Origin of the sequence: Brevibacterium sp. CS2 (genome assembly GCF_005280295.1) — a bacterium.
GTDB lineage: Bacteria > Actinomycetota > Actinomycetes > Actinomycetales > Brevibacteriaceae > Brevibacterium > Brevibacterium pityocampae.
The window spans coordinates 2,951,103-2,972,490 of sequence record NZ_CP040020.1; the positions used below are offsets into that span (position 1 = coordinate 2,951,103).

Sequence of the window (21,388 nt, forward strand, 5' to 3'; positions counted from 1 at the left end):
CGTGTCGGGGCGGGTCGGGTCGGACCCAGCCTACCGGTCCGGATCAGCCCTCCCGGGGATCGAGGCGGAGGCGGCGGGTGTTCTCCGCGAGGCCGTCGGCGGCCGCGGCGAGGGACTCCGGGGTGTCGACCCCGGCGCGCACATAGCGCCCGGACCAGGCGTCGAGCCAGCCGCCGGCGAGCGCGAGCGCGAGGTCGACGAGGGCGGCCGGGGAGGTCCAGTCGTCTCCGGTGCGCCGGTCGTGGATCGGCATCGAGCGGGTCATGTCGGATTCGATGACGCCCGGGGACATCTCGAAGATCCGCAGCCCGCGCTCCCAGCCGAAGTGGTGCACGGAGTCGGCGAGTCGGAACAGGGCCGCCTTCGACGCGGAATAGGCCGCGTACTGCGGGGTGCCGGTGGCGCCGGAGCCGGAGTTGAGGTCGATGATCCGCACCGGTTCCCCGGTCGCGGCGGCGACATCGAGGAGATGGGGGACGAACCGGTGGACGACGAGGAACGGGCCGATGGTGTTCGTCCTGATGACGCGGACGAGGTCGGCCGGATCGGCCTCCCAGACCGGGCCCTCGGTCGATTCGATGACCCCGGCGTTGTTGACGAGCACGCCGAGCCGGATGCCGCGCTCGGCCTCGAGACCGGTCACCGTGTCCAGCAGTGCCGCGACGCTCTCAGGGTCCGCGACGTCCAGCCGCACTCCGAGCACCGTGGCCCCGGTCTGCTGCGCGATCTCCGCGGCCGCGCGCTCGGCACCGGCGGCGGACGTGGCGGTGAGGAGCACCGGATGCCCGGCGGCGGCGAAACCGGCCGCGAGGTGGCGGCCGATCCCCCGGCTGCCACCGGTGACGAGGACGAGCGTGGAGTCATTCATCGGCTCAGCTCCTCACCTCGGCGCCGAACCGCTGCGCGGCGACGGCGGTGGCGGCCTCGCGCAGCGCGGAGGCCTCGTCGGCGGTGAGCGTGCGGTCCGCGGCACGGAAGGTCATCCGGAACGCCAGGGACTTCCGTCCCTCGGGCACCTGGTCACCGGTGTAGACGTCGAACACCTCGAGGGTCTCGAGCTCCGCACCCGCCCCGTCCCGCAGGGCCCGTGCGACCTCGGCGGCCGGGGTGTCGGCGGCGACGACGAGCGCGACGTCCTGGCGGGACACCGGGTAGGAGGACAGGACGCCGGCCCAATCACGGGAGTCCTCCTGGCCGAGCAGCGCGTCGAGGTCGATCTCGAAGGCGACGCTGCGCTTCGGCAGGCCGAGGTTCTCGAGCACCTTGGGGTGGAGCTCCCCGGCGTGGCCGAGCACGGTGCCGTCGGCGAGCACGAACTCCGCGCACCGCCCCGGGTGGAACGGCGCCCGGCGGGCTGCGCGCACCTCGGCACCGAGACCGCACGCCGCGACCATCCGGCGCACTGTGTCGATGACGTCGGCGGCCTCGGCGGCCCGTCCGGCACCCCAGGTGCCGGGCAGCTCCGCGCGGCCGGCGATGACTCCGGCGTAGTGGAAGGGCTGGGGCGGGACGGAGTCGCGGATCGCCGCGAGCTCGTCGGCGCTCGGGTGGTAGCCGGGCTCGAACCGCAGCCCGGGTTCGGGCGCGCGCTCGGGCAGGGTCACCATGCCGGCCTCGAACACCGCGACGTCCTTGAAGCCGCGACCGGTGTTGCGTGCGATGGCGTCGACGAGCGTGGCGAGCAGGTGGGTGCGCATGAGCGGCTGGTCGTCGGCCATCGGGTTGGCGAGTCGGACGGCCCGGCGGCGGGCGTCGTCGGCGGGCAGGAGCAGCTCATCGCTGCGCTTGTCCGAGGTGAAGGGGTAGGTGAGCACCTCGGTGTAGCCGAGCCCGGCGAGCAGGTTCGACAGGCGCCGGCGGGCCCGCTGCGCGGCGGTGAGGCCGCGGCCGCCCGGGGCCTGGGGCAGCACCGAGGGGATGCGGTCGTAGCCGCCTGCCCGGGCGATCTCCTCGACGAGGTCGATCGGATCGGTGAGGTCGGAGCGCCATGTCGGCACGGTGACCTGCGCGGTGTCGCCGCTGACCTCGACGTGCGCGCCGATCGCCTCGAGCAGCCCGGTGACCTCGGCCGGCGAGTAGTCGACCCCGACCTTCCGGGCGGCCAGATCGAGCGGCAGGGCGATGGTGCGGGCGGCGGGCGCCTCGCCTGCGACGGTGGTCGCCGGGTCGAGGGTGCCGCCGCCGAGCTCGACGAGGAGCTCCGCGGCACGCTGGGCGGCCACCGGGCCGAGTGCCGGGTCGACGCCGCGCTCGAAGCGGCGCGAGGCCTCCGAGGGCAGCCGGTGCCGGCGGGCGGTGCGGGCGATCGAGACCTCGTCGAAGTGCGCGGCCTCGAGGAGGATGTTCCGGGTGGTCGCGGACACCTCGAGCGCGGCGCCGCCCATGACGCCGGCGAGCCCGATGATGCGGGAGTCGCCGTCGGACTCGTCGGTGATGAGGAGATCCTCGGGATCGAGCGTGCGGGCGACGTCGTCGAGCGTGGTGAGCGTCTCCCCGGCACGCGCGCGCCGCACGACGATGCGCTCCCCGAGCAGGTCGAGGTCGTAGGCGTGGAGCGGCTGGCCGAGCTCGAGCATGACGTAGTTCGTCACGTCGACAGCGAGGCTGATGGGGCGCATCCCGGCCTCGAGGAGCCGGCGCTGCATCCAGAACGGGGTGCGCGCGCCCGGGTCGATGTCGCGGACGATGAGCGCGGTGAAGCGCGAGCAGCCGGGCACCCCGTGGATCGGGGCGTCGTCGGCGAGGTCGACCGGGAAGCCGTCGGCGGTGGGCTCTGCGACCGGGCGGTCCGCCGGATCGCGGAACGCCTGGCCCTTGAGCATCGCGTACTCGCGCGCGATGCCGCGGATCGAGAGCTGGTAGCCGCGGTCGGGGGTGACGTTGACGTCGAGGGTGGTGCGGTCGAGGCCGAGGAGTGCCGCGGCGTCGTCGCCGGGCTCGCCGGTGAGGCCGAGCGCGGTGAGCACGATGATGCCGTCGTGGTCCTCGCCGAGACCGAGCTCGCGCAGCGAGCAGATCATGCCGTCGGACACGTGGCCGTAGGTTGTGCGCGCCGCGATCCGGAAGTCGCCGGGCAGCACGGCACCGGGGAGCGCGGCGACGACGAGGTCGCCTGCGGCGAAGTTGTGGGCGCCGCACACGATGCCGCGCGGCTCGTCCTCCCCGACGTCCACCTGGCACCAGTTGATCGTCTTGCCGTTGGAGTGCTCCTCCGGCTCGAGCGCGAGGACGCGGCCGACGACGAGCGGGCCGGACACCTCGGGGCCGAAGAAGTCCTCCTCCTCGAGGCCGATGCCGGCGAGGTCGGCGGCGAGCTGGTGCGGGTCGTCGACGACGGTCAGGTCGACGTGCTCGGAGAGCCATTCGAGTGGGACTCGCATCAGGCGTTCACCCCGAACCGGGCGGAGAAGCGGAGGTCGCCCTCGACCATGTCGTGCATGTCGTTGATCCCTTCCTGGAGCATGAGCGTGCGCTCGATGCCCATGCCGAATGCGAAGCCCTGGTACTCCTCGGGGTCGATCCCGGCGGCGCGGAGCACGTTGGGGTGCACCATGCCGCAGCCGCCCCACTCGATCCAGCCGGGGCCGCCGACCTTGTTCGGGAACCAGAAGTCCATCTCCGCGCTCGGCTCGGTGAAGGGGAAGAAGCTCGGGCGCAGCCGGGTGTGGGACTCGGGTCCGAACATCGCGCGGGCGAAGTCGTCGAGCGTGCCCTTGAGGTGCGCCATGGTGAGGCCGCGGTCGATCGCGATGCCCTCGATCTGGTGGAACACCGGGGTGTGGGTGGCGTCGAGCTCGTCGGTGCGGAAGACCTTGCCCGGGCACACGACGTAGAGCGGCACGCCGCGCTCGAGCAGCGAGCGCGACTGCACCGGGGAGGTGTGGGTGCGCAGCACGAGGGCGGCGGCCTCCGGGTCGAGGAAGAACGTGTCCTGCATCTGCCGGGCGGGGTGGTCGGGGCCGAAGTTGAGGGAGTCGAAGTTGAGCCATTCGGCCTCGACCTCGGGGCCCTCGGCGACCTCCCAGCCGTGGGCGATGAAGTGGTCGGCCACGCGCTCCTGGAGCAGCTGCAGCGGGTGGCGGGCGCCGGTGGAGCGGCGGGCGGTGGGGAGGGTGACGTCGATGGTCTCCGCGACGAGCACCTCGGCCTCGCGCTGCTCCTCGAGCTCGGCCAGCCGGGCGTCGTGGGCACGCTTGACCGCGCCGCGGGACTGCCCGACGAGCTTGCCGGCCTGGGCCTTCTCCGCCTTGTCGAGCTGCCCGATGCCGCGGTTGGCCAGTGCCAGCGGGGAGCGGTCGCCCATGTGATCGATCTTGGCGGCCTTGAGCGCGTCGAGGGTGTCGGCGGCGGCGAATGCGGCGGCCGCGGCGTCCACTGCGGCGGCGACCGCGGTCTCGTCCCGCGGATCGAGGTGCTCTGTCATCGGCCTTCTTTCTCTCGTGGTGAACCGACCGTCCATCAGTCTAACGAAGGTTGGCCCCGCTCCGGCGTCGCTATGCTGGGGGTCATGCCCGCCCTGCCGCACTCCCGCCTGGTTCTCGCCGGGTTGTCGCTGGGCACCATGCTCAATCCGCTGAACTCGACGATGATCACCGTCGCGCTCATCGCGATCGCCCGCGACCTCGGGGCGACGTTCGTCGAGGTGAGTTGGGTCGTCACCGTGTTCTACCTCGTGTCATGCACCGCGCAGCCGGTGCTCGGCCGGTTCGCCGACCGCTACGGCCCGCAGCGGATCTTCGTGTCCGGGATGCTCGTCGTCCTCATCGCCGCGGTATGGGGCTCGCTCGCGCGCGACATCGTGGGGCTCAGCGCGGCCCGCGGCCTGCTGGCCCTCGGCACCGCATGCGCGTACCCGTCCGCAGTCAACCTGCTGGGGCGGTGGGTGCGGCCGGGGCCCGATTCGGTGCGGGCGCTCGGCGGGATCCAGGTGGTGAACTTCCTCGGGATGGCGCTCGGGCCGGCGCTCGGCGGTCTCGCACTCGCGCTGTTCGACTGGTCGGCGCAGTTCTGGCTCAACATCCCGCTCGCGCTCGGCGCCGGCATCATCGTCGCCCTCGCCGCGCCCCGGGACTCCGCCCGTGGATACTCCGCGGCGAGCACGGGATCCGCCGCCGAGGCGCCCGCGGACGCGCCCGGTGCGGACACCTCGGCCCCCGGCGGCACCAGGGACGGCACGGACCGGGGAGGCCGTGGTCCACGGCGCGGGCTGCTCGCGGTCTTCTTCACCGCCGATGTCCCCGGGGTGCTCGGGTTCTCGCTGGCGATGTCGGCGCTCATCCTCGCGCTGCTCGACTCGGTCCCCGGGATGCGTGCACCGCTGGCCGTGCTCGCGGTGGGCGCCGGGGTGCTGTTCGTGCTGTGGGAGCTCCGCGCCCCGGTGCCGGTGCTCGATCTGCGCGCGCTCCGGGCGAACCCCGCGCTGCTCATGGTGCTGCTCCAGTTCGGCCTGTTCAACGTCGTGTTCTACCTGGTGCTGTTCGGGTTCCCGCCGTTCCTCGAGGCGGTCGTCGGGATGCCGGTGGCGCAGGTGGGACTGTGCATGGCCGCGCTCGCGGTGGTGTCGGCGTCGATGGTCGCCCCGGCCACCCGGCTCCTCGGCCGGTGGGGGCTGCGGCGGTTCCTCGTCCTCGGGTCGGCGATCCTGCTCCTCGGGGTCGTCGTGCTCCTGCCGATCGGCACCGGGTCCGCGTGGTGGCTCAGCGCACTCGCCCTCGTGCTCCTCGGCGTCCCCTACGGCCTCATCCCGCTCGGGCTCAATCAGGCGATGTTCACCGCCGCCCGGGTCGGCGCGGCCGGGGTGGCGGCCGGGCTGTTCCAGCTCGCACGCTATCTGGGGGCGGTCGTCGCGATGGTGATCATGGCGGTCATCGTCGGGGATGCGATCTCCCCGGCGGGCTGGATGTCCCTCGTCGTCGCGATGATCGTCGTCACCGGGCTCGGCATCCTGCTCGTGCTCGCATCCCGCCCACCGCGCGCCGGCCGGTGACCGGGCCGATCACGAGGCGTTTCCGTTACCGAACCGCATCCCGATGTTGCCCGGGCACCCGGCCGCGGAGAGACTGGGGGCATGAGTGGGGCCCCGAGTGAGAGTCGTGAGTCGTCCGCTGCGTCCAGCACGGAGGCACTCGCGCGGTTCGAATCCGCCGCCCGGTCCGCCGTGGAATCCCGACGCCTGCCCGCGCTCCTCGCCCTCACCGCAGGCCGAGAGACCTACTCCTTCTCCGCGACCCCGCCCGGCGGGGAGTCCCTGAGCGAGGACACGGTGGTGTGGTACGCCTCGCTGTCGAAGACGTTCACCGCGCTCGCCGCCCTCCGCCTCGTCGACGCAGGCCTGCTCGACCTCGACGCCCCGATCACCGATGTCACCCACCTCCGAGAGGTCCGGATCCTCACCGGGTACGACGCGTCCGGCGCCCGGTATGCCGTGCCGCGGACACCGATCACCGCGCGGATGCTGCTGACCCATACCGCCGGGTTCGGCTACGACTTCCTCGAGTCGCGCCTCGGCCGCTACGCCCGCGAGCACGCGGTGCCCTCCCGGGTGAGCAGCCGCGCCGCCAGCCTCGAGCTGCCGCTCATCGCGGAACCGGGTACGCAGTGGAACTACGGGATCGGCATCGACCTGCTCGGGGTCGTGCTCGAGGCCCGGTGCGGGGAGACCTTGGAGCGCATTCTGCGCACCTGGGTGCTCGATCCGCTGGGCCTCGATTCGGTGCGCTTCGGCCCTCACGGCCCGGCGGCGCCGATGCACTCGCGCACGCGGTACGAGGACGGGAGCGCGCGGCTCGCCCCGCTCGACCTGCGCTACCCCGACGATCCGGAGCAGGCCGCCGGCGGGGGCGGGCTCTACGGCACACCGCGGGACTTCCTCCGGCTGCTCCGCGCGCTGCTCGCCGATTCCGCCCCGCAGCGCTCCAATGCACCGGGCTCCCCCGCACCTCACTCGGCCGACTCGGGCTCCCCTGCACTCGGCTCCCCCGGCATCACCGGTGCGCCGCTGCTGAGCCCGGTGCTCTCCGCCGAGGCGCGCCGGGCCCAGTTGCCCGCCGGCTGGGTCTCCCCACGCCGCTCGGCGCTGCCGACGAGCACGGAGGACTGGGACTTCATCCCGGAGCAGGGCGACAACTGGTCGCTGCTCGGAATGACGAATACACGGACCGGCCCCCATGGCCGCGCTCCGGGCGGGCTCATGTGGGCCGGTCTGTGCAACTCCTACTTCTGGGTCGACTGGGAGAACCGGGACTGCGGAGCGCTGTTCACGCAGATGCTGCCGTTCGCCGACCCGTGCGCCCTCGAGCTGTTCTCACTCCTCGAGGCGACGGTCCCCCGCACCTGACCCCGTCGCACCGGCCCCGGCGGGTGGACCCCGGCGCCCTCAGTCCGCGGTCGAGGCGAAGGCGCCGTGCGGGTGGGCGAGCTGGTCGTCGGGGGCGACCGGGCCGATCGCGTCCCACAGCTCCACCCAGGCCCCGTCCTCGATCCGCCACAGCTCGCAGAAGAAGTGCCGCTCCCCCGCGATCGACCCCTCGGAGTAGGTGAGGACGAAGTCCCCGTCCGCGACGGACCGGTGCATCGTGTCGTAGGTCAGCGCCGAGCCGTCGGCCTTGAGCTGCTCGAGGAAGTCGACCATGTTCTGCACACCGTCGGCGATGTCCCCGGAGTGCTGCGCGAACCGGTCGTCGGCGCGGATGAACTCGCCGGCCGAGGCGTAGTCCTGTCCCTGGAGGAATCGCGTCCACGCCGTCTCGACGAAGGCGCGGCTCGCCTCGGAGTCGGCGGTCGGGTCGACCTCGGTGGGCCCGTCGAGCTGGGTCCGTCCGGAGGCGTTGGGCGGCGTCTGCTCGACGAGGCCGTCCCAGTGCTCGACGATCTTCCCGTCGGCCACCCGGTAGATGTCGAAGCCCACGTAGACGGTGTCCGGGTCGAGCCCGGGGTAGGCGCCGTGGAGGGCGACGAGGCCCTTCTCCTCGTCGACGAGGACGCGGGCGACGTCGTGCCGCAGGCCGTCGCCGGCCCCGCTGACGAGGGCGCGCAGGCCGTCCTTGCCGTCGGCGACGAGCGGGGAGTGCTCGACGTAGTCGGCGGAGAAGTTCCGGTCGAGCGTGGAGAGGTCGTGCTCGGTGAAGAGCTCCCGGTCCGCGGTGAGGACGAGTTCTCGGATGTCGGTCATCTTCTGCTCCTTGGTCGCTGGGCGGTGGGGCGCCTGCGGACCCGGTCGCACACCGGTGTGCGGCCGGAGAAGTGCGGGCCCGTCCGCTTCCCAGGCTACGCCCCGCGGCCGTGCGGGGACACCCCTGCGGCAGCCCGCGAGACCACGCCTCTCGCCGCGGTGCGGGTGGTTACGCCTGGGCGGCGCGGGCGCTCTCGTAGATGCAGATCGCGGCGGCGGTGCCGAGGTTGAGGCTCTCCGCGCGCCCGTAGATCGGGATCGCCACCGCACCGTCGCACTCGGCGCGGTCCTTCTCCGGCAGCCCCCATGCCTCGTTGCCGAACACCCACAGGGTGGGCCGGGCGAGATCGAGTCCGGTCTCCCACGGCTGGTGGAGGTCGTGGGCCGGCGGGTGGGCGTCGGCGGCGAGCACCTGGAGCCCGCGGGCCCGGGCGAGCTCGGCCACCTCGGGCAGGCCCACCCCGGTGACCACGGGGACGTGGAAGAGGGAGCCGGCGGTCGAGCGGACGGTCTTCGGGTTGTAGACGTCGACGCTCGAGGAGGTGATGATCACCGCGTCGGCGCCGGCGGCGTCGGCGACCCGCAGGACGGTCCCGGCATTGCCGGGGTCGCGCACCTGGGACAGCACGACGACGAGGCGCGCGCGCTCGGTCACGATCTCGGTGAGCGGCACGTCGAGGGTCGAGCAGACGGCGACGATCCCCTGCGAGGCGACGGTGTCGGAGATCTCGCCGAGGAGCGCGTCGGCGATCGCGCGGACCGGGATCCGGGCCGCCGCGGCGGTTCCGAGGATGTCGGTGTGACGGGCGGCGGTCTCCTCGGTGACGAAGACCTCGATCACCTGGACCGGCACGGGTGCGCCCCGATCCCCGGCGGCGGCCACGGCCTCGCGGACCGCTTGGGGCCCCTCGGCGAGGAACCGGCCCTCCTTGGTCCGCCACGAGCGGTTCGCCAGCTTGGCGGCGGCGCGGATGCGGGCGGACTTCGGCGAGGTGATGCGGTCGTCGGCGGGCGTCGGGGTGCGGCTCATGCCCTCCAGCCTAGTGGTGCGTCGGGCCGGTGAATAGTGCGATCCCGGGGAATCGGTGTCGATTCCCCGGGATCGGCGACCGGCGGATCCGCCGTGGGCGGAGCGCGATCAGGCTGCGGAGGTCTTGGCGGCGTTGACGTCGGCCGGCAGGGCTTCCTTGGCGATCTTGACGAGCGCGGCGAAGGTCGCGGCGTCGTTGACGGCGAGCTCGGCGAGCATGCGGCGGTCGACCTCGACACCGGCGCCCTTGAGACCCTGGATGAAACGGTTGTAGGTCATGCCGTTGGCGCGCGCCCCGGCGTTGATCCGCTGGATCCAGAGGCGACGGAAGTCGCCCTTCCGGGCGCGACGGTCGCGGTAGCTGTAGACCAGGGAGTGGATGACCTGCTCTTTGGCCTTGCGGTAGAGACGGGACCGCTGTCCGCGGTAGCCGCTCGCGCGGTCGAGGATGACCCGGCGCTTCTTCTTGGCGTTGAGCGCCCTTTTCACACGTGCCACGTGTACTCCTTAGAACGAATCGGGTGCCGCACTGCGGCGGCGCAGGCCTGCACGGCCTCGGGAACCGGTGATCAGCGCTTGCCCAGCAGCTTGAGGGCCTTGGCGGCGTCACCCTTGGTCAGCGTCTGGTCCATCGACAGCCGACGCTTGCGGCGCGAGGACTTGTGCTCGGCGAGGTGGCGATTGTTCACGCGCTCGCGCATGACCTTGCCGCTGCCGGTGAGGCGCAGGCGCTTCTTGGCGCCGCTGTGGGTCTTCTGCTTCGGCATGGTGCCGTTCTCCTTCTCATGTCGACGCGTCGGTGGGAACCGGTGCGATCGACGATCGGTGTGCGTGTCGCGTGCTTGCGCCCACCCGCGGTGCGGGCCGGGTGCGAGCACGAAGAACTTATGACTCGTCGTCGTCGGCGGGAGCGGTGCCCGCCTTGGCCTGGGCCGCCCGTTCGCGCCGGGACTTGACCTCGGCGCTCGCGCCCTTGGCGTCGCGGCTCGCCTTGCGGGATTCCGCCTTGGCGTCCGCCTTGTTGCGGAAGGGTGCCACGACCATCACCATGTTCCGGCCGTCCACACGCGGCGAGGACTCGACGGAGCCGAGCTCGGACACGTCCTCGGCCAGCCGGTTGAGCAGCTTGATGCCCATCTCGGGGCGCGACTGCTCGCGACCGCGGAACATGATCATGACCTTGACCTTGTCGCCGCCGGCGAGGAACCGGGAGACGTGGCCCTTCTTGGTCTCGTAGTCGTGCTCGTCGATCTTCAGCCGGAACCGGATCTCCTTCAGCGCCATGTTGGCCTGATTCTTCCGGGACTCGCGTGCCTTCTGAGCGGATTCGTACTTGAACTTGCCGTAGTCCATGAGCTTGGCCACGGGCGGCTTGGCCTGCGGTGCCACCTCGACGAGGTCGAGGTCTGCCTCGCGGGCGAGGTCGAGTGCCTTGCGGATGGCGACGATCCCCACCTGCTCCCCGTTGGGGCCGACCAGGCGGACTTCCGGTACCCGAATCCGATCATTGATGCGCGGCTCGCTGATGTGCTCGCTCCTTCTTCGACGATGAGGTGAACCGAAAGAGAAAAGGCCCCCTTCGGCACATGCGAAGGGAGCCCGGTTCGAAGCACACGCACGCGGAGACCACGTCCGATCGGTCCGTGTGGAGCAGGACCGTGTTCGAGAACCCGATCGCCTGAGGCGATCCAGGTGGGAGCCAGGCTCCTCTTTGCACCCGTTCATCGTACTACGACCGGTGCCGGACTGCACAATCGAGCCCCGCCGCGGGTGTCGGGGAGCCCCCACCCGCCCCCGGGACCGCGCTGCCGAGTCGACCCCGCCTCGCGTGCGGGCGGACAGCGGACCGCGCCCGGTGCGGGGGCTCCGCCGTGCCGGAGCAGGGGGCGGGATATGGGATGCTGGGGGATGACCGAACCGCACACGAATCCTCCACTCGATCCCACCTCGGACGCGGACGCCCAGGCCGTCCGGGACATCGCCGAGGTCCCGGCCGTCGAGATCATCTCCGCGGCCGCCGTCCACCTCATGAGCGCCGCCGCCGTCAAGTGCGGTCTCGCCGAGGACACCGACGCGCAGAGCGCCGCCGAGCTCACCGACCTCGACGAGGCGCGCAAGCTCATCACCGCCCTCGCCGGACTCGTCACCGCCGGCGCCACGGAGATCGGCGACCACCACGCCCGGCCGCTGCGCGACGGGCTGCGCAGCCTGCAGCTCGCGTTCCGCGAGGCCTCGTCGATCCCCGACGCCCCCGGCCAGGGGCCCGGAGAGAAGTTCACCGGCCCCGTCCGCTGACCCGCCCGGGCCCCGCTCACCGATCCCTCCCCGCAGAACTGCGCGGTATCCGGATCCGGTCGCGCAATTGCGCGCTCGGTTTCGGATACCGCGCAGTTCGCGGCTGTGCCCCGCTCAGTCGAAGTAGCGCGGGACGTCGATCGCGCCGCCGCCGGCCGTGAAGTCCCGCTCGACGGCCGCGGCGAGCGCGTCGTCGCACAGGTAGTCGAGGGCGGTGGCGGCCAGCCCGTAGGCCCCGTCGACCACCGCGGCATCGGCCCGCGGGGACGCGGCGGCATCGGCGAAGGCGCGGGTGTGCCAGGCGACGTCGGCGTCCGCGATCGCGATCGTCGGGTGGATCCCCGGCATCCGCCAGCTCACGTTCCCGAAGTCCGTCGAGGCCGCGAGCGTGTCCGGCACGATCCCGGCCGGCACGGGCTGCCGTCCGCGCGCCTGCTCGTGGACGGCCCAGCGCGCGGCGAGCTCGCTGCTGGCCCGCACCGGCAGGCTCGGCGGATTGGCGTCCCAGCCGACCTCGACCCCGCAGCCCGTCATGAGCGCCGCGCCGCGGGCGATGTCCTCGACCCGGGCGGAGAGCTCGCGCAGGGTCTGCGGGTACGCGGAGCGGACGTACACGCTCACCCGTGCCGACTCGGTGATGATCGACGGCCGGTCCCCGCCGTCCGGGATCGAGGCGTGGACGCGGTCGACGGGGAGCATCTGCTGGCGCAGCAGTCCGATCCCCTGGTACATGAGCGCGGCCGCGTCGAGCGCGTTGCGCCCCATGAACGGCTGCGCCGAGGCATGCGCGGCGATCCCGCGGAACGTGACGTCGAGCGTGCGCCGTCCGAGCCAGGTCTGCTCCGCGGCATCGGTGCCCGAGGGATGGAGCATGAGCGCGGCGTCGATGCCGGCGAAGGCCCCGTGGCGGGCCATGATCTCCTTGCCGGTGCGCCCCTCCTCCGCCGGCGTGCCGAGGAGCACGACCCGTCCGGGCAGCGGCGTGGCCGGGTCGGTGCCGCGCATGACGTCGACGACGGCGAGGAAGGCGCCCACGGCCGAGGCGGCGATGACGTTGTGGCCGCAGGCATGGCCGATGCCGGGCAGCGCATCGTACTCGGCGAGCAGGGCGACGGTCCGACCGGTGTCCGCGCTCCCCCAGCCCGCCTCGAGCGCGGTGTCGAGGCCGTGCACCCCGATCTCCGCACTCACCCCGGCACCGGCGAGGACGCCCTCGAGGAGGCGCACCGAGCGATGCTCCTCGAAGGCCACCTCGGCGGTGCGGTGGACAGCATGGGAGAGCGCGACGAGGCGCTCCCGCCGACCCTCGAGCGCGGCGCGGAGGCGGTGGAGGAGGGAGACCGGCGCCCCGGTGTGCACCGAGTGCGGCGGACCCGCCGCCCGGGCCCGCGCCTCGGTCTCGGCCCGCATCGCATCGAGGTAGAGCGTGCTCGGACGGGTGGGCTCGGCTCGATCACTCATGCTCGCCACCCTATCGGCCGGGTGAGCGACTCCACAGTCGTTTTCTTGAGCAGTTCCAGAAAAGGGCATAGAGTGGTGGACGTGACGACATCGAGTGCCTCCGAGCTGATCCGGGCTGCCGGGCTGCGGGTGACCGCGCCCCGCCAGGCCGTGCTCGAGGTGCTCCGCACCTCCTCCGGTCATCCCGACGTGGAGGAGATCACCGCCGCCGCCCGCACGCGGATCGGCAGGGTCTCGCATCAGACCGTCTACGACGTGCTCGCAGCCTTCGAGCGCGCCGACCTGGTCCGGTGCATCGACCCCACCGGCTCCGCCGCGGCCCGGTACGAGTTCCAGCGGCACGACAACCACCATCATCTGGTCTGCCGGTCCTGCCGGGAGATCGTCGATGTGCCGTGCAGCGGGGACGATGTGCCGTGCATGCACCCCCCGGAGTCCCACGGCTTCGCCGTGGAGCTCGCGGAGGTCGTGTACTGGGGGCAGTGCGCCCGGTGTCGCGACGCCCAGGAGGATCCATCACGATCCGCAACGGTCTCCCTTTAAGGAGGAACAATGGCCGAGAACTACACGACCAACGATTTCGGAATCCCCGTCGGCAGCGATGAGCACTCGCTCACCGTCGGCCCCAACGGCCCGATCCTGCTCCAGGACCACTACCTCATCGAGAAGATGGCCCACTTCAACCGCGAGCGCGTGCCCGAGCGCGTGGTGCACGCCAAGGGCGGCGGCGCGTTCGGCACCTTCACGGTGACCCAGGACGTCTCGAAGTACACCCGCGCTGCGGTGTTCCAGCCGAAGACGAAGACCGAGACCCTCACCCGGTTCTCCACCGTCGCCGGAGAGCAGGGCTCCCCCGACACCTGGCGCGATCCGCGCGGCTTCGCGGTGAAGATGTACACCACCGAGGGCAACCTCGACATCGTGGGCAACAACACCCCGGTGTTCTTCGTCCGCGACACCATCCAGTTCCAGGACTTCATCCACTCGCAGAAGCGCCGCAGCGACTCCGGCCTGCGCGACCACAACATGCAGTGGGACTTCTGGACGCAGGTGCCGGCTTCGGCCCACCAGGTCACCTACCTCATGGGCGACCGCGGCATCCCGCGGTCGTGGCGCGAGCAGAACGGCTACGGCTCGCACACCTTCCAGTGGGTCAACGCCGCCGGCGAGCGATTCTGGGTCAAGTACCACTGGATCTCCAACCAGAAGCAGGAGTTCATCGAGAAGCACGGTCACGAGGGCTTCTCCGCCGAGGAGGCCGACCAGATGGCCGGCATCGACGCGGATTTCCACCGCCGTGACCTGTTCGACGCGATCGAGGCGGGCAACTTCCCGTCCTGGACCCTCAAGGTGCAGATCATGCCCTACGAGGACGCCAAGGACTACCGGATCAACCCCTTCGACGTGACGAAGATCTGGCCGCACGCGGACTACCCGCTGCACGAGGTCGGCGTGATGGAGCTCAACCGGAACCCGGAGGACTTCCACTCCGAGATCGAGCAGGCGGCCTTCGCCCCGTCGAACCTCGTGCCCGGCACCGGCCTGTCCCCGGACAAGATGCTCATGGGCCGGATCTTCTCCTACGCCGACACCCACCGCTACCGGATCGGCCCGAACTACGCGCAGCTGCCGGTCAACCGCCCGAAGAACGCGGTGAAGAACAGCTACTCGCAGGCCGGTCCGATGTCCTTCGAGAACTACCCGAAGGACCAGCCGACCTACGCGCCGAACAGCTACGGCGGCCCGCACGCCGATGCCTCGCGGACCACCGAGAACAACCTCGTGTCCGTCGAGGGCGATGTCCTGCGCTCGGCCCCGACCCTGCGCAAGGACGACGGCGACTTCAACCAGGCCGGCGATCTCGTGCGCAAGGTCCTCGACGACGCCGGCCGCGACCGCCTGGTCGGCAACATCGCAGGGCACCTGCTCAACGGGGTGTCCGAGCCGATCCTCGTCAAGGCGTTCGACTACTGGAAGAACGTCGATGCGGACCTCGGCGCACGCGTGGAGAACGTCGTGCGCGGCGCCCAGAAGGAGGGCGCCGGCACCGCCGCGACGGAGAACAAGCCGAGCTGATCTCACGGATCAGCTGAGCGCACTGCGCAGCTGAGCTCCCGGCCCTGTGCCTGCGAGCCGAACTGCACGCGACGGGCCCCGGACCTCTGGTCCGGGGCCCGTTGACGTGTCCGGGTCTCGCGCCTCCCCCATCGCAGGCGGCCCCGGTCGTGGCACGACTGCGGGCGGGTGACAGCCACTGCGGCCGGGCCGCGGGCGGGTCTCAGCCGAGGGCGGGGTCGATGGAGATCACCATCGAATCGACGCGCTCGACGAACTCCGCGTCCGCGCTCAGCGCCTGACGCAGGGCGGCCGTCTCACCCGGCTCCGGGAGCCGGTCGACGCCGAGGACGAGGGCGAGCTCGGGACCTGCGAGATGCACGGACCGGCCGGCCGGGGCGAGTCCCACCCGGGCGATCCAGTCGAACTGCCCGGCGATCCGGCCGGCGGCCCGGGCGACCTCGCCGTCGGCCCACGCCGGCGTCCACGGCTGGTCCTGGACGAAGGCCCACAGCGCGGTGCGACGGAGCAGGAACGGGTGGGCCGACCCGGGGTCGATGACGACGAGCTGCGCGCCCTCCTCGATCGCGGCGACGCACAGGCGCTCGGCCTCGATGGGCACCGGCCTGGCCGCGGTGCCCCAGGCGGTGAGCGCGGGGATGTCGGAGAAGCACGGGGTGCACTCCCGGCCGTCGTCGGCAGCGAGGCGCACCATCGCCATCTCCGAGGAGTTGTCGTGGACGAGGCCGCGCTCATCGGTGGTGTGCTCGACGGCGGTGGGCAGGACCGGGGCGTACACCCGGGCACCGCGCAGGGCCGTGAGCACACCGCGGTGGGCGGCCGGGTCGAAGGGGGCGGCGGTCACCGCATCGAGCGCGGCGGTGAGCTGCGGCTCGGCCAGCCCGGTGTCCCCGGAGAAGGGATTGGGCTTGAGGTCCCTGCCCTCCCACGGCACCCCGGCCGAGTCAGCAGTGTTCCCGGCGGTCATGCCGGTGAGGTGGGCGGGCAGGTCCCGGCTCTCCGGGGCCCCGGGAGTGTCCTCGGTCATCGGTGCGATGGCCTCAGCGGCCGGCGACGTCGAGCGCCTCGGAGAGCGTGAACCGGCCGGCGTAGAGCGCCTTGCCGACGATCGCGGCCTCGACGCCCTCGGGCACGAGAGTGCGCAGAGCGGCGATGTCGTCGAGGCTCGACACTCCCCCGGAGGCGACGATCGGGCGGTCGGTCCGCGCGCACAGGGTGCGCAGCAGGTCGAGGTTGGGGCCCTGCAGGGTGCCGTCCTTGCGCACATCGGTGACGACGTAGCGGGCGCAGCCGGCGGCCTCGAGCTCGGCGAGGACGTCGTAGAGGTCCCCGCCGTCCTCGGTCCAGCCGCGGGCGGCGAGGGTGGTGCCGCGGACGTCGAGGCCGATCGCGATCCGGTCGCCGTAGTCGCGGATGACCTCGGCGGTCCAGGCCGGGTTCTCCAGCGCCGCGGTGCCGATGTTCACCCGCTCCGCACCGGTGTCGAGGGCGCGCTCGAGGCTCTCCGTGTCGCGGATGCCGCCGGAGATCTCGACCTTGATCGACAACGCCTTGGTGACCTGGGTGAGCAGTGCGTAGTTCGAGCCGCGGCCGAACGCGGCATCGAGGTCGACGAGGTGGATCCATTCCGCCCCGGCGTCCTCGAACTGCTGCGCGGCCTCGACGGGCGAGCCGTAGTCGGTCTCGGAGCCCGCCTCGCCCTGGACCAGCCGCACGGCCTTGCCGTCGGCCACGTCGACGGCCGGCAGCAGGGTGAGCGCGGGTTCTGTCACGAGTTCAGTCATCGTCTCTTCCTTCATCGGTTCTCAGTCGAGGGCCTTCACCCAGTTGGCGAGCAGCTGCGCGCCGGCGTCCCCGGACTTCTCGGGGTGGAACTGCGTGGCCCAGGTGGACCCGTCCTCCACGGCTGCGACGAACGGCTCGCCGTGGACGGTCGTGGTGGTGCGCGCTCCTGCCGGCGCGGTGTGCGCGGCGTAGGAGTGCACGAAGTAGAAGCGCTCGTCGCCGATCCCGGCGAACATCGCGCTGTCGGCCGGCGGGGCGACGGTGTCCCAGCCCATGTGCGGGATCACCGGGGCGTGGAGGAGGGTCACCTCGCCGGCCCACAGGCCGATGCCGTCGCTGGTGACCCCGTGCTCGGAGCCGGAGGCGAACAGCACCTGGAGGCCGACGCAGATCCCGAGGAGCGGTCGGCCGGCGGCGTGCCGCTCGCGGATGACGTCGACGGCACCGCCGGCACGCAGGCCGTCCATGACCGAGGCGAACGCCCCGACCCCGGGTACGACGAGGCCGGCGGCAGCGGCGGCGCGCTGCGGGTCGGAGGTGAGCTCGACGCGCGCACCGGTGCGCTCGAGCGCCCGCACGGCCGAACGGATGTTCCCCGAGCCGTAGTCGAGGACCGCGACCGGGGCGCTCATGCGGTGCGTCCGGCGAGCAGGGAGCGGAGGCGGAGGGCGGCGAGGACGAGCACGACGAGGCCGAGTCCGGCGGCGACCCAGGCCGCGGTCATCCCGCTCAGCGCGGCGATGACGCCGACGACGATCGCGATCACGGCGAGGAGCGCGACGACGCCCCACAGGATCGCGGTGCGGGCGAGTGCCGCACGGGCCGGGGTCATGGTCGCCGCGCTCGCCTGGAGCTTCGTCATCGAACCGGTGTCGATCCAGCCGTCGATGTCCTGCGGGGCGAGGGTCTCGAGGAGGAGCTGTTCGAGCTCGGAGGGCAGGTTGGTGAGGGCGAGCCCGGCGGGGACGTCGGCCTCCCGGGTGCCGCGCCGGTAATGCGCAGCGTCGATCTGCTCGTCGTTGCGGACGAGGAGGAGCACCTCGTGCTGTCCGGTGAGCTTCGAGAGCTGTGCGGCCGCGGCGTTGCCCTCGGCGATGTCGGTGCCGGAGAGAACGAGCGCGGAGAAGTCTCCGATCGGCACGACCTCGCCGGGGATGTCGGAGAGCACGCACGCCGCGGCGAGCTGATCCGGCCGGCCGAAGGGGGTGACGATGACGGTGCGGCTCACAGTGCTCCCTTGGTGCTCGGGATCCCGGTGACGCGCGGGTCGGGCTCGACCGCGGCGCGCAGCGCCCGGGCGAAGGCCTTGAACTGGGCCTCGGCGATGTGGTGGGGGTCGCGACCGGCGAGCAGCGAGAGGTGGACGGTGAAGCCGGCGTTGAAGGCCAGCGACTCGAGCGCGTGGGCGACCATCGAGCCGGTGAAGTGACCGCCGATGAGGTGGTACTGCTGGCCCTCGGGCTCGCCGCTGTGCACGAAGTACGGGCGGCCGGAGACGTCGACGACGCACCGCGCGAGCGATTCGTCCAGCGGTACGAGCGCGTCGCCGTAGCGGCGGATCCCGGCCTTGTCGCCGAGCGCTTCGCGCAGGACCTGGCCGATGACGATCGCGGTGTCCTCGACGGTGTGGTGGACGTCGATGTGGACATCGCCCTCGGCCTTCACCGTGAGGTCGATGAGCGAGTGCTTCGACAGGGCGGTGAGCATGTGGTCGTAGAACGGCACTCCCGTGGAGATGTCCGAGGCACCGGTGCCGTCGAGGTCGACGCGCACGGTGACGTCGGATTCGCTCGTCGCACGGTGTGCCGAGGCCTGGCGTTCGGTCATGCGGGGTCCTGGTCCTTTGCTGTCCGGGGGGCGGCATGCGGCGGGCGGTAGGCGGGGGATCTGGGTGGGGGCGGCGAGGTGCTCCGGGGTGCTCTCGAGCACCCGGTGCACGGCATCGATGAAGGCGTCGGTCTCCTCGGCGGTGCCGGCGTTGACGCGCAGGTGACCGGGGATCCCGGTGTCGCGGACGAGGACGCCGGCGTCGAGGAGGTCCTGCCACAGGGCGTGGGGCTCGGCGATGCCGCCGAACAGGAGGAAGTTCGAGTCGCTCGGCACCACGGTGAAGCCGGCGTCGAGCAGGGCGGCGGCCATGCGCTCGCGCTGCTCGACGAGCGCGTCGACGGTGGCGAGCAGTGCGGGGGCGTGGGCGAGCGCGGCGCAGGCGGCGGCCTGGGTCAGCGCGGACAGGTGGTAGGGCAGCCGCACGAGGCGCAGCGCGTCGATCACGGCCGGGTGTGCGACGGCGTACCCGAGGCGCACGCCCGCGAAGGCGAAGGCCTTGCTCATCGTGCGCGACACGATGAGCCGGGGGTGGTCCGGGAGGAGCGTGAGCGCGGTGCGGAATCCGGGTCGCGCGAATTCGGCATAGGCCTCGTCGACGATGACGATGCCGGTGCTCGCGGCGAGCACGGCTTCGACGACGGCGAGGTCGAGACCGTTGCCAGTGGGGTTGTTCGGGGTGCAGAGGAACACGACGTCGGGCCGGTGCTCGCGCACGGCGGCCACCGCGGACTCGACGCTGATCCCGAAGTCCGCCTCGCGGTCGACGGCGATCCACGCGGCGCCGGTCGACGCGGTGATGAGCGGATGCATCGAGTAGCTCGGGGTGAAGCCGAGCGCGGTGCGGCCCGGACCGCCGAAGGCCTGGAGGATGTGGGCGAGGACCTCGTTCGATCCGTTCGCCGCCCAGATCTGCGCCGGGTCGATGCGCCCGGTGCCGGTGTTCTCGGTGGCACTGCGCTCGGAGTCGGTGCGCTCGGGCGCGGCGGTTCCGGCGGCGGGGCCTCCCTGACGCTCGAGCACCCCGTCGAGGTAGTGGGCGAGCGCGGAGCGCAGGCGGTCGAACTCGCGGTCGGGGTAGCGGTTGAGGTCGTGGAGCACCGCGGAGAGCTCGTGCTCGAGCGCGCTCACGACCTCCGCGGGGACGGGATGGGAATTCTCGTTGACGTTGAGCCGGACGGGGACGTCGAGCTGCGGGGCGCCGTACGGGGACCGGCCGCGCAGGTCGGCCCGGAGCGGGAGATCATCGAGAGTCGTCACCGCAGAAGTCTATCGTCCGGGGACGGCGAGCTCCTGCCCGGGGTGGACCACCTGACGGTCGAGTCCGTTGACCTCGACGATGTCGAGGACGACGTCACGGGTGTCCTGGCCGCCGGAGACCGATTGTGCGATCGACCACAGCGAGTCGCCCTCCTCGACGACGACGGTGTCGAAGCCCGCACCGGCCGGGGCGCCGGCGGCGGACCCGGCGGAGGCCTGGGCCCCGGAGCTCAGCGTGATGACGATCCCGATGACGAGCGCGCACAGGGCCAGACCGAGGGTGCGGGCCAGGCGCAGGGCGCGGCGACCGCGCGGGGTGAGCACGGTGGCGGCCGCGGGTGCGGGTGCGGGTGCGGTGTTTGCAGACATGGGGTGTCCTCCTCTTCATCGATCCCGAGGCCGGCCGGTGCGCCGAACTGATGATGCGCGGCGACTGCGGTCCGGGGATTCGAACTCATGTACTATTGAACACAACAATCGAACGGATGTCCACTATTTCTCGAACACGTGTGTGAAAATGGATTCGAACGACGTCGCGATCGGCTATGTTCGAAGTGTTGCACCGGGCACGGACACGGCCTCGCGGTCGGGACCGGAGCCCACGACGCTCCGGTCGTGCAGCACGGTGAGAGGAACGGGAAGGGAAGAGGAATGAGCCCCCAATCACGACGCCCCAGAGGACGCCCGCGCAATGACGCCGTCGTCGACGAGATCGAGGACTTCCGCGCCACCCAGGCCGATATCGTCGAGCTCCCCGAGGGCTCGGCCGCCGCCGGGGACCAGCGCCTCACCCCGCGCCAGCGGCTCGTCCTCGAGACGATCGAGTCGGCCGTGTACACCAACGGCTACCCGCCGAGCATGCGCGAGATCGGCAAGGCCGCCGGTCTGGCGTCCCTGTCGAGCGTCGCCCACCAGCTCTCCCAGCTCGAGCGCCTCGGCTACCTGCGCCGCGATCCCAAGCGCCCCCGTGCGATCGAGATCGTCAACCCGGCCGAGGAGGCCCCGCCGGCCGCCGAACCCGGTTCGGCGAACACGGCGATGGTGCCGGTGCTCGGGCGGATCGCCGCCGGCGGCCCGATCACCGCGGAGCAGGCGGTCGAGGACGTCTTCGCCCTGCCCACCCAGGTCGTCGGCTCCGGTGACCTCTTCCTCCTCCAGGTCGCCGGCGACTCGATGATCGACGCCGCGATCTGCGACGGCGACTGGGTGGTCGTGCGGCGCCAGCAGTCGGCGGAGAACGGCGAGATCGTCGCGGCACTCCTCGACGACGAGGCCACGGTCAAGACGCTCAAGCGCAGCGGCGGCAAGCAGTGGCTGCTGCCGCAGAACCCGATCTACGACCCGATCGACGGCGACCACGCCACGATCATGGGCATCGTCACCGCGGTCATCCGGCGGGTCTGAGGCCTACTGGACACGACCGCACAGCGCGTCCGCAGCGTCACGAGGGCGGAGCACCGATCGGTGCTCCGCCCTCGTCGTAC

The 21,388-nt window shown here is 72.0% G+C and carries 21 protein-coding genes and 1 pseudogene; 6 read left to right on the forward strand and 16 right to left on the reverse strand.

The window, feature by feature from the left end:
• Positions 1-43: 43 nt before the first annotated feature.
• Genes FDF13_RS13250 through pheS form a run of 3 tightly spaced genes read right to left on the reverse strand, consistent with a single transcriptional unit; the run spans position 44 to position 4,423 of the window.
• Positions 44-868, reverse strand: a complete 825-nt coding sequence (locus tag FDF13_RS13250) for an SDR family oxidoreductase (protein ID WP_137320054.1) — start codon at positions 866-868, stop codon at positions 44-46.
• 4 nt (positions 869-872) lie between these two features.
• The gene (pheT, locus tag FDF13_RS13255; RefSeq protein WP_137320055.1) at positions 873-3,380 is read right to left on the reverse strand and encodes a phenylalanine--tRNA ligase subunit beta; all 2,508 of its coding nucleotides are present in this window, start codon (positions 3,378-3,380) and stop codon (positions 873-875) included.
• Positions 3,380-4,423 carry a phenylalanine--tRNA ligase subunit alpha gene (gene pheS, locus FDF13_RS13260; protein WP_137320056.1) on the reverse strand — a complete coding sequence of 348 codons (1,044 nt, stop codon included), beginning with the start codon at positions 4,421-4,423 and terminating at the stop codon, positions 3,380-3,382. The genes pheT and pheS overlap by 1 nt, the downstream gene beginning before the upstream one ends.
• Before the next feature lie 84 nt (positions 4,424-4,507).
• Here pheS and FDF13_RS13265 point away from each other — a divergent pair, with 84 nt between their 5' ends.
• Entirely contained in the window at positions 4,508-5,986 is a 1,479-nt protein-coding gene (locus FDF13_RS13265) for an MFS transporter (RefSeq protein WP_175406983.1), read from the forward strand.
• A gap of 171 nt (positions 5,987-6,157) precedes the next feature.
• Positions 6,158-7,336 (forward strand): serine hydrolase, encoded by a 1,179-nt coding sequence (locus FDF13_RS13270; protein WP_175406984.1) that lies wholly within the window; start codon positions 6,158-6,160, stop codon positions 7,334-7,336.
• A 39-nt stretch (positions 7,337-7,375) separates the two neighbouring features.
• Here FDF13_RS13270 and FDF13_RS13275 read toward each other — a convergent pair whose 3' ends face one another.
• The 5 genes from FDF13_RS13275 to infC all read right to left on the reverse strand — a co-directional run bounded on the left by FDF13_RS13275 (position 7,376) and on the right by infC (position 10,727).
• Positions 7,376-8,170, reverse strand: coding sequence for a nuclear transport factor 2 family protein (locus FDF13_RS13275; protein ID WP_137320059.1), 795 nt, complete (start codon positions 8,168-8,170; stop codon positions 7,376-7,378).
• A gap of 169 nt (positions 8,171-8,339) precedes the next feature.
• Positions 8,340-9,200 carry an RNA methyltransferase gene (locus FDF13_RS13280; RefSeq protein ID WP_137320060.1) on the reverse strand — a complete coding sequence of 287 codons (861 nt, stop codon included), beginning with the start codon at positions 9,198-9,200 and terminating at the stop codon, positions 8,340-8,342.
• A gap of 108 nt (positions 9,201-9,308) precedes the next feature.
• A complete protein-coding gene (gene rplT / locus FDF13_RS13285; RefSeq protein ID WP_137320061.1) occupies positions 9,309-9,698 on the reverse strand; it encodes a 50S ribosomal protein L20 in 390 nt (129 codons plus the stop codon).
• 71 nt (positions 9,699-9,769) lie between these two features.
• Entirely contained in the window at positions 9,770-9,967 is a 198-nt protein-coding gene (gene rpmI / locus FDF13_RS13290) for a 50S ribosomal protein L35 (protein ID WP_137320062.1), read from the reverse strand.
• A gap of 118 nt (positions 9,968-10,085) precedes the next feature.
• Entirely contained in the window at positions 10,086-10,727 is a 642-nt protein-coding gene (gene infC / locus FDF13_RS13295; RefSeq protein WP_137320512.1) for a translation initiation factor IF-3, read from the reverse strand.
• Positions 10,728-11,108: 381 nt separating this feature from the next.
• Between infC and FDF13_RS13300 the strand changes: the two genes are divergently transcribed.
• Positions 11,109-11,495, forward strand: coding sequence for a DUF1844 domain-containing protein (locus FDF13_RS13300; protein ID WP_137320063.1), 387 nt, complete (start codon positions 11,109-11,111; stop codon positions 11,493-11,495).
• A gap of 114 nt (positions 11,496-11,609) precedes the next feature.
• Here the strand turns inward: FDF13_RS13300 and FDF13_RS13305 are convergent, their stop codons facing one another.
• A complete protein-coding gene (locus tag FDF13_RS13305; protein WP_137320064.1) occupies positions 11,610-12,956 on the reverse strand; it encodes a M20 family metallopeptidase in 1,347 nt (448 codons plus the stop codon).
• Positions 12,957-13,037: 81 nt separating this feature from the next.
• Between FDF13_RS13305 and FDF13_RS13310 the strand changes: the two genes are divergently transcribed.
• Complete coding sequence (locus FDF13_RS13310) at positions 13,038-13,499, forward strand: Fur family transcriptional regulator (protein WP_137320065.1); 462 nt, start codon at positions 13,038-13,040, stop codon at positions 13,497-13,499.
• 9 nt (positions 13,500-13,508) lie between these two features.
• Positions 13,509-15,032: a catalase gene (locus FDF13_RS13315; protein WP_137320066.1), complete on the forward strand. Its 1,524-nt coding sequence runs from the start codon at positions 13,509-13,511 to the stop codon at positions 15,030-15,032.
• Between the two features lie 202 nt (positions 15,033-15,234).
• Here FDF13_RS13315 and FDF13_RS13320 read toward each other — a convergent pair whose 3' ends face one another.
• From FDF13_RS13320 to FDF13_RS13345, 7 genes and pseudogenes are all read right to left on the reverse strand, one after another.
• Complete coding sequence (locus tag FDF13_RS13320; RefSeq protein ID WP_137320067.1) at positions 15,235-16,059, reverse strand: SseB family protein; 825 nt, start codon at positions 16,057-16,059, stop codon at positions 15,235-15,237.
• A 13-nt stretch (positions 16,060-16,072) separates the two neighbouring features.
• Positions 16,073-16,816 carry a bifunctional 1-(5-phosphoribosyl)-5-((5-phosphoribosylamino)methylideneamino)imidazole-4-carboxamide isomerase/phosphoribosylanthranilate isomerase PriA gene (priA, locus tag FDF13_RS13325; RefSeq protein WP_137320068.1) on the reverse strand — a complete coding sequence of 248 codons (744 nt, stop codon included), beginning with the start codon at positions 16,814-16,816 and terminating at the stop codon, positions 16,073-16,075.
• A gap of 21 nt (positions 16,817-16,837) precedes the next feature.
• A complete protein-coding gene (gene hisH / locus FDF13_RS13330; RefSeq protein WP_137320069.1) occupies positions 16,838-17,449 on the reverse strand; it encodes an imidazole glycerol phosphate synthase subunit HisH in 612 nt (203 codons plus the stop codon).
• A complete protein-coding gene (locus tag FDF13_RS13335; RefSeq protein ID WP_137320070.1) occupies positions 17,446-18,045 on the reverse strand; it encodes a hypothetical protein in 600 nt (199 codons plus the stop codon). The genes hisH and FDF13_RS13335 overlap by 4 nt, the downstream gene beginning before the upstream one ends.
• Entirely contained in the window at positions 18,042-18,644 is a 603-nt protein-coding gene (hisB, locus tag FDF13_RS15385; RefSeq protein ID WP_175407049.1) for an imidazoleglycerol-phosphate dehydratase HisB, read from the reverse strand. Before hisB ends, FDF13_RS13335 begins: the two co-directional genes overlap by 4 nt.
• Before the next feature lie 108 nt (positions 18,645-18,752).
• Positions 18,753-19,904, reverse strand: a pseudogene (locus tag FDF13_RS15390) (histidinol-phosphate transaminase); the annotation flags it as partial.
• Between the two features lie 9 nt (positions 19,905-19,913).
• Positions 19,914-20,273, reverse strand: a complete 360-nt coding sequence (locus FDF13_RS13345) for a LysM peptidoglycan-binding domain-containing protein (protein WP_137320072.1) — start codon at positions 20,271-20,273, stop codon at positions 19,914-19,916.
• Positions 20,274-20,555: 282 nt separating this feature from the next.
• Between FDF13_RS13345 and lexA the strand changes: the two genes are divergently transcribed.
• Complete coding sequence (gene lexA, locus FDF13_RS13350) at positions 20,556-21,308, forward strand: transcriptional repressor LexA (RefSeq protein WP_137320073.1); 753 nt, start codon at positions 20,556-20,558, stop codon at positions 21,306-21,308.
• Positions 21,309-21,388: the final 80 nt, after the last annotated feature.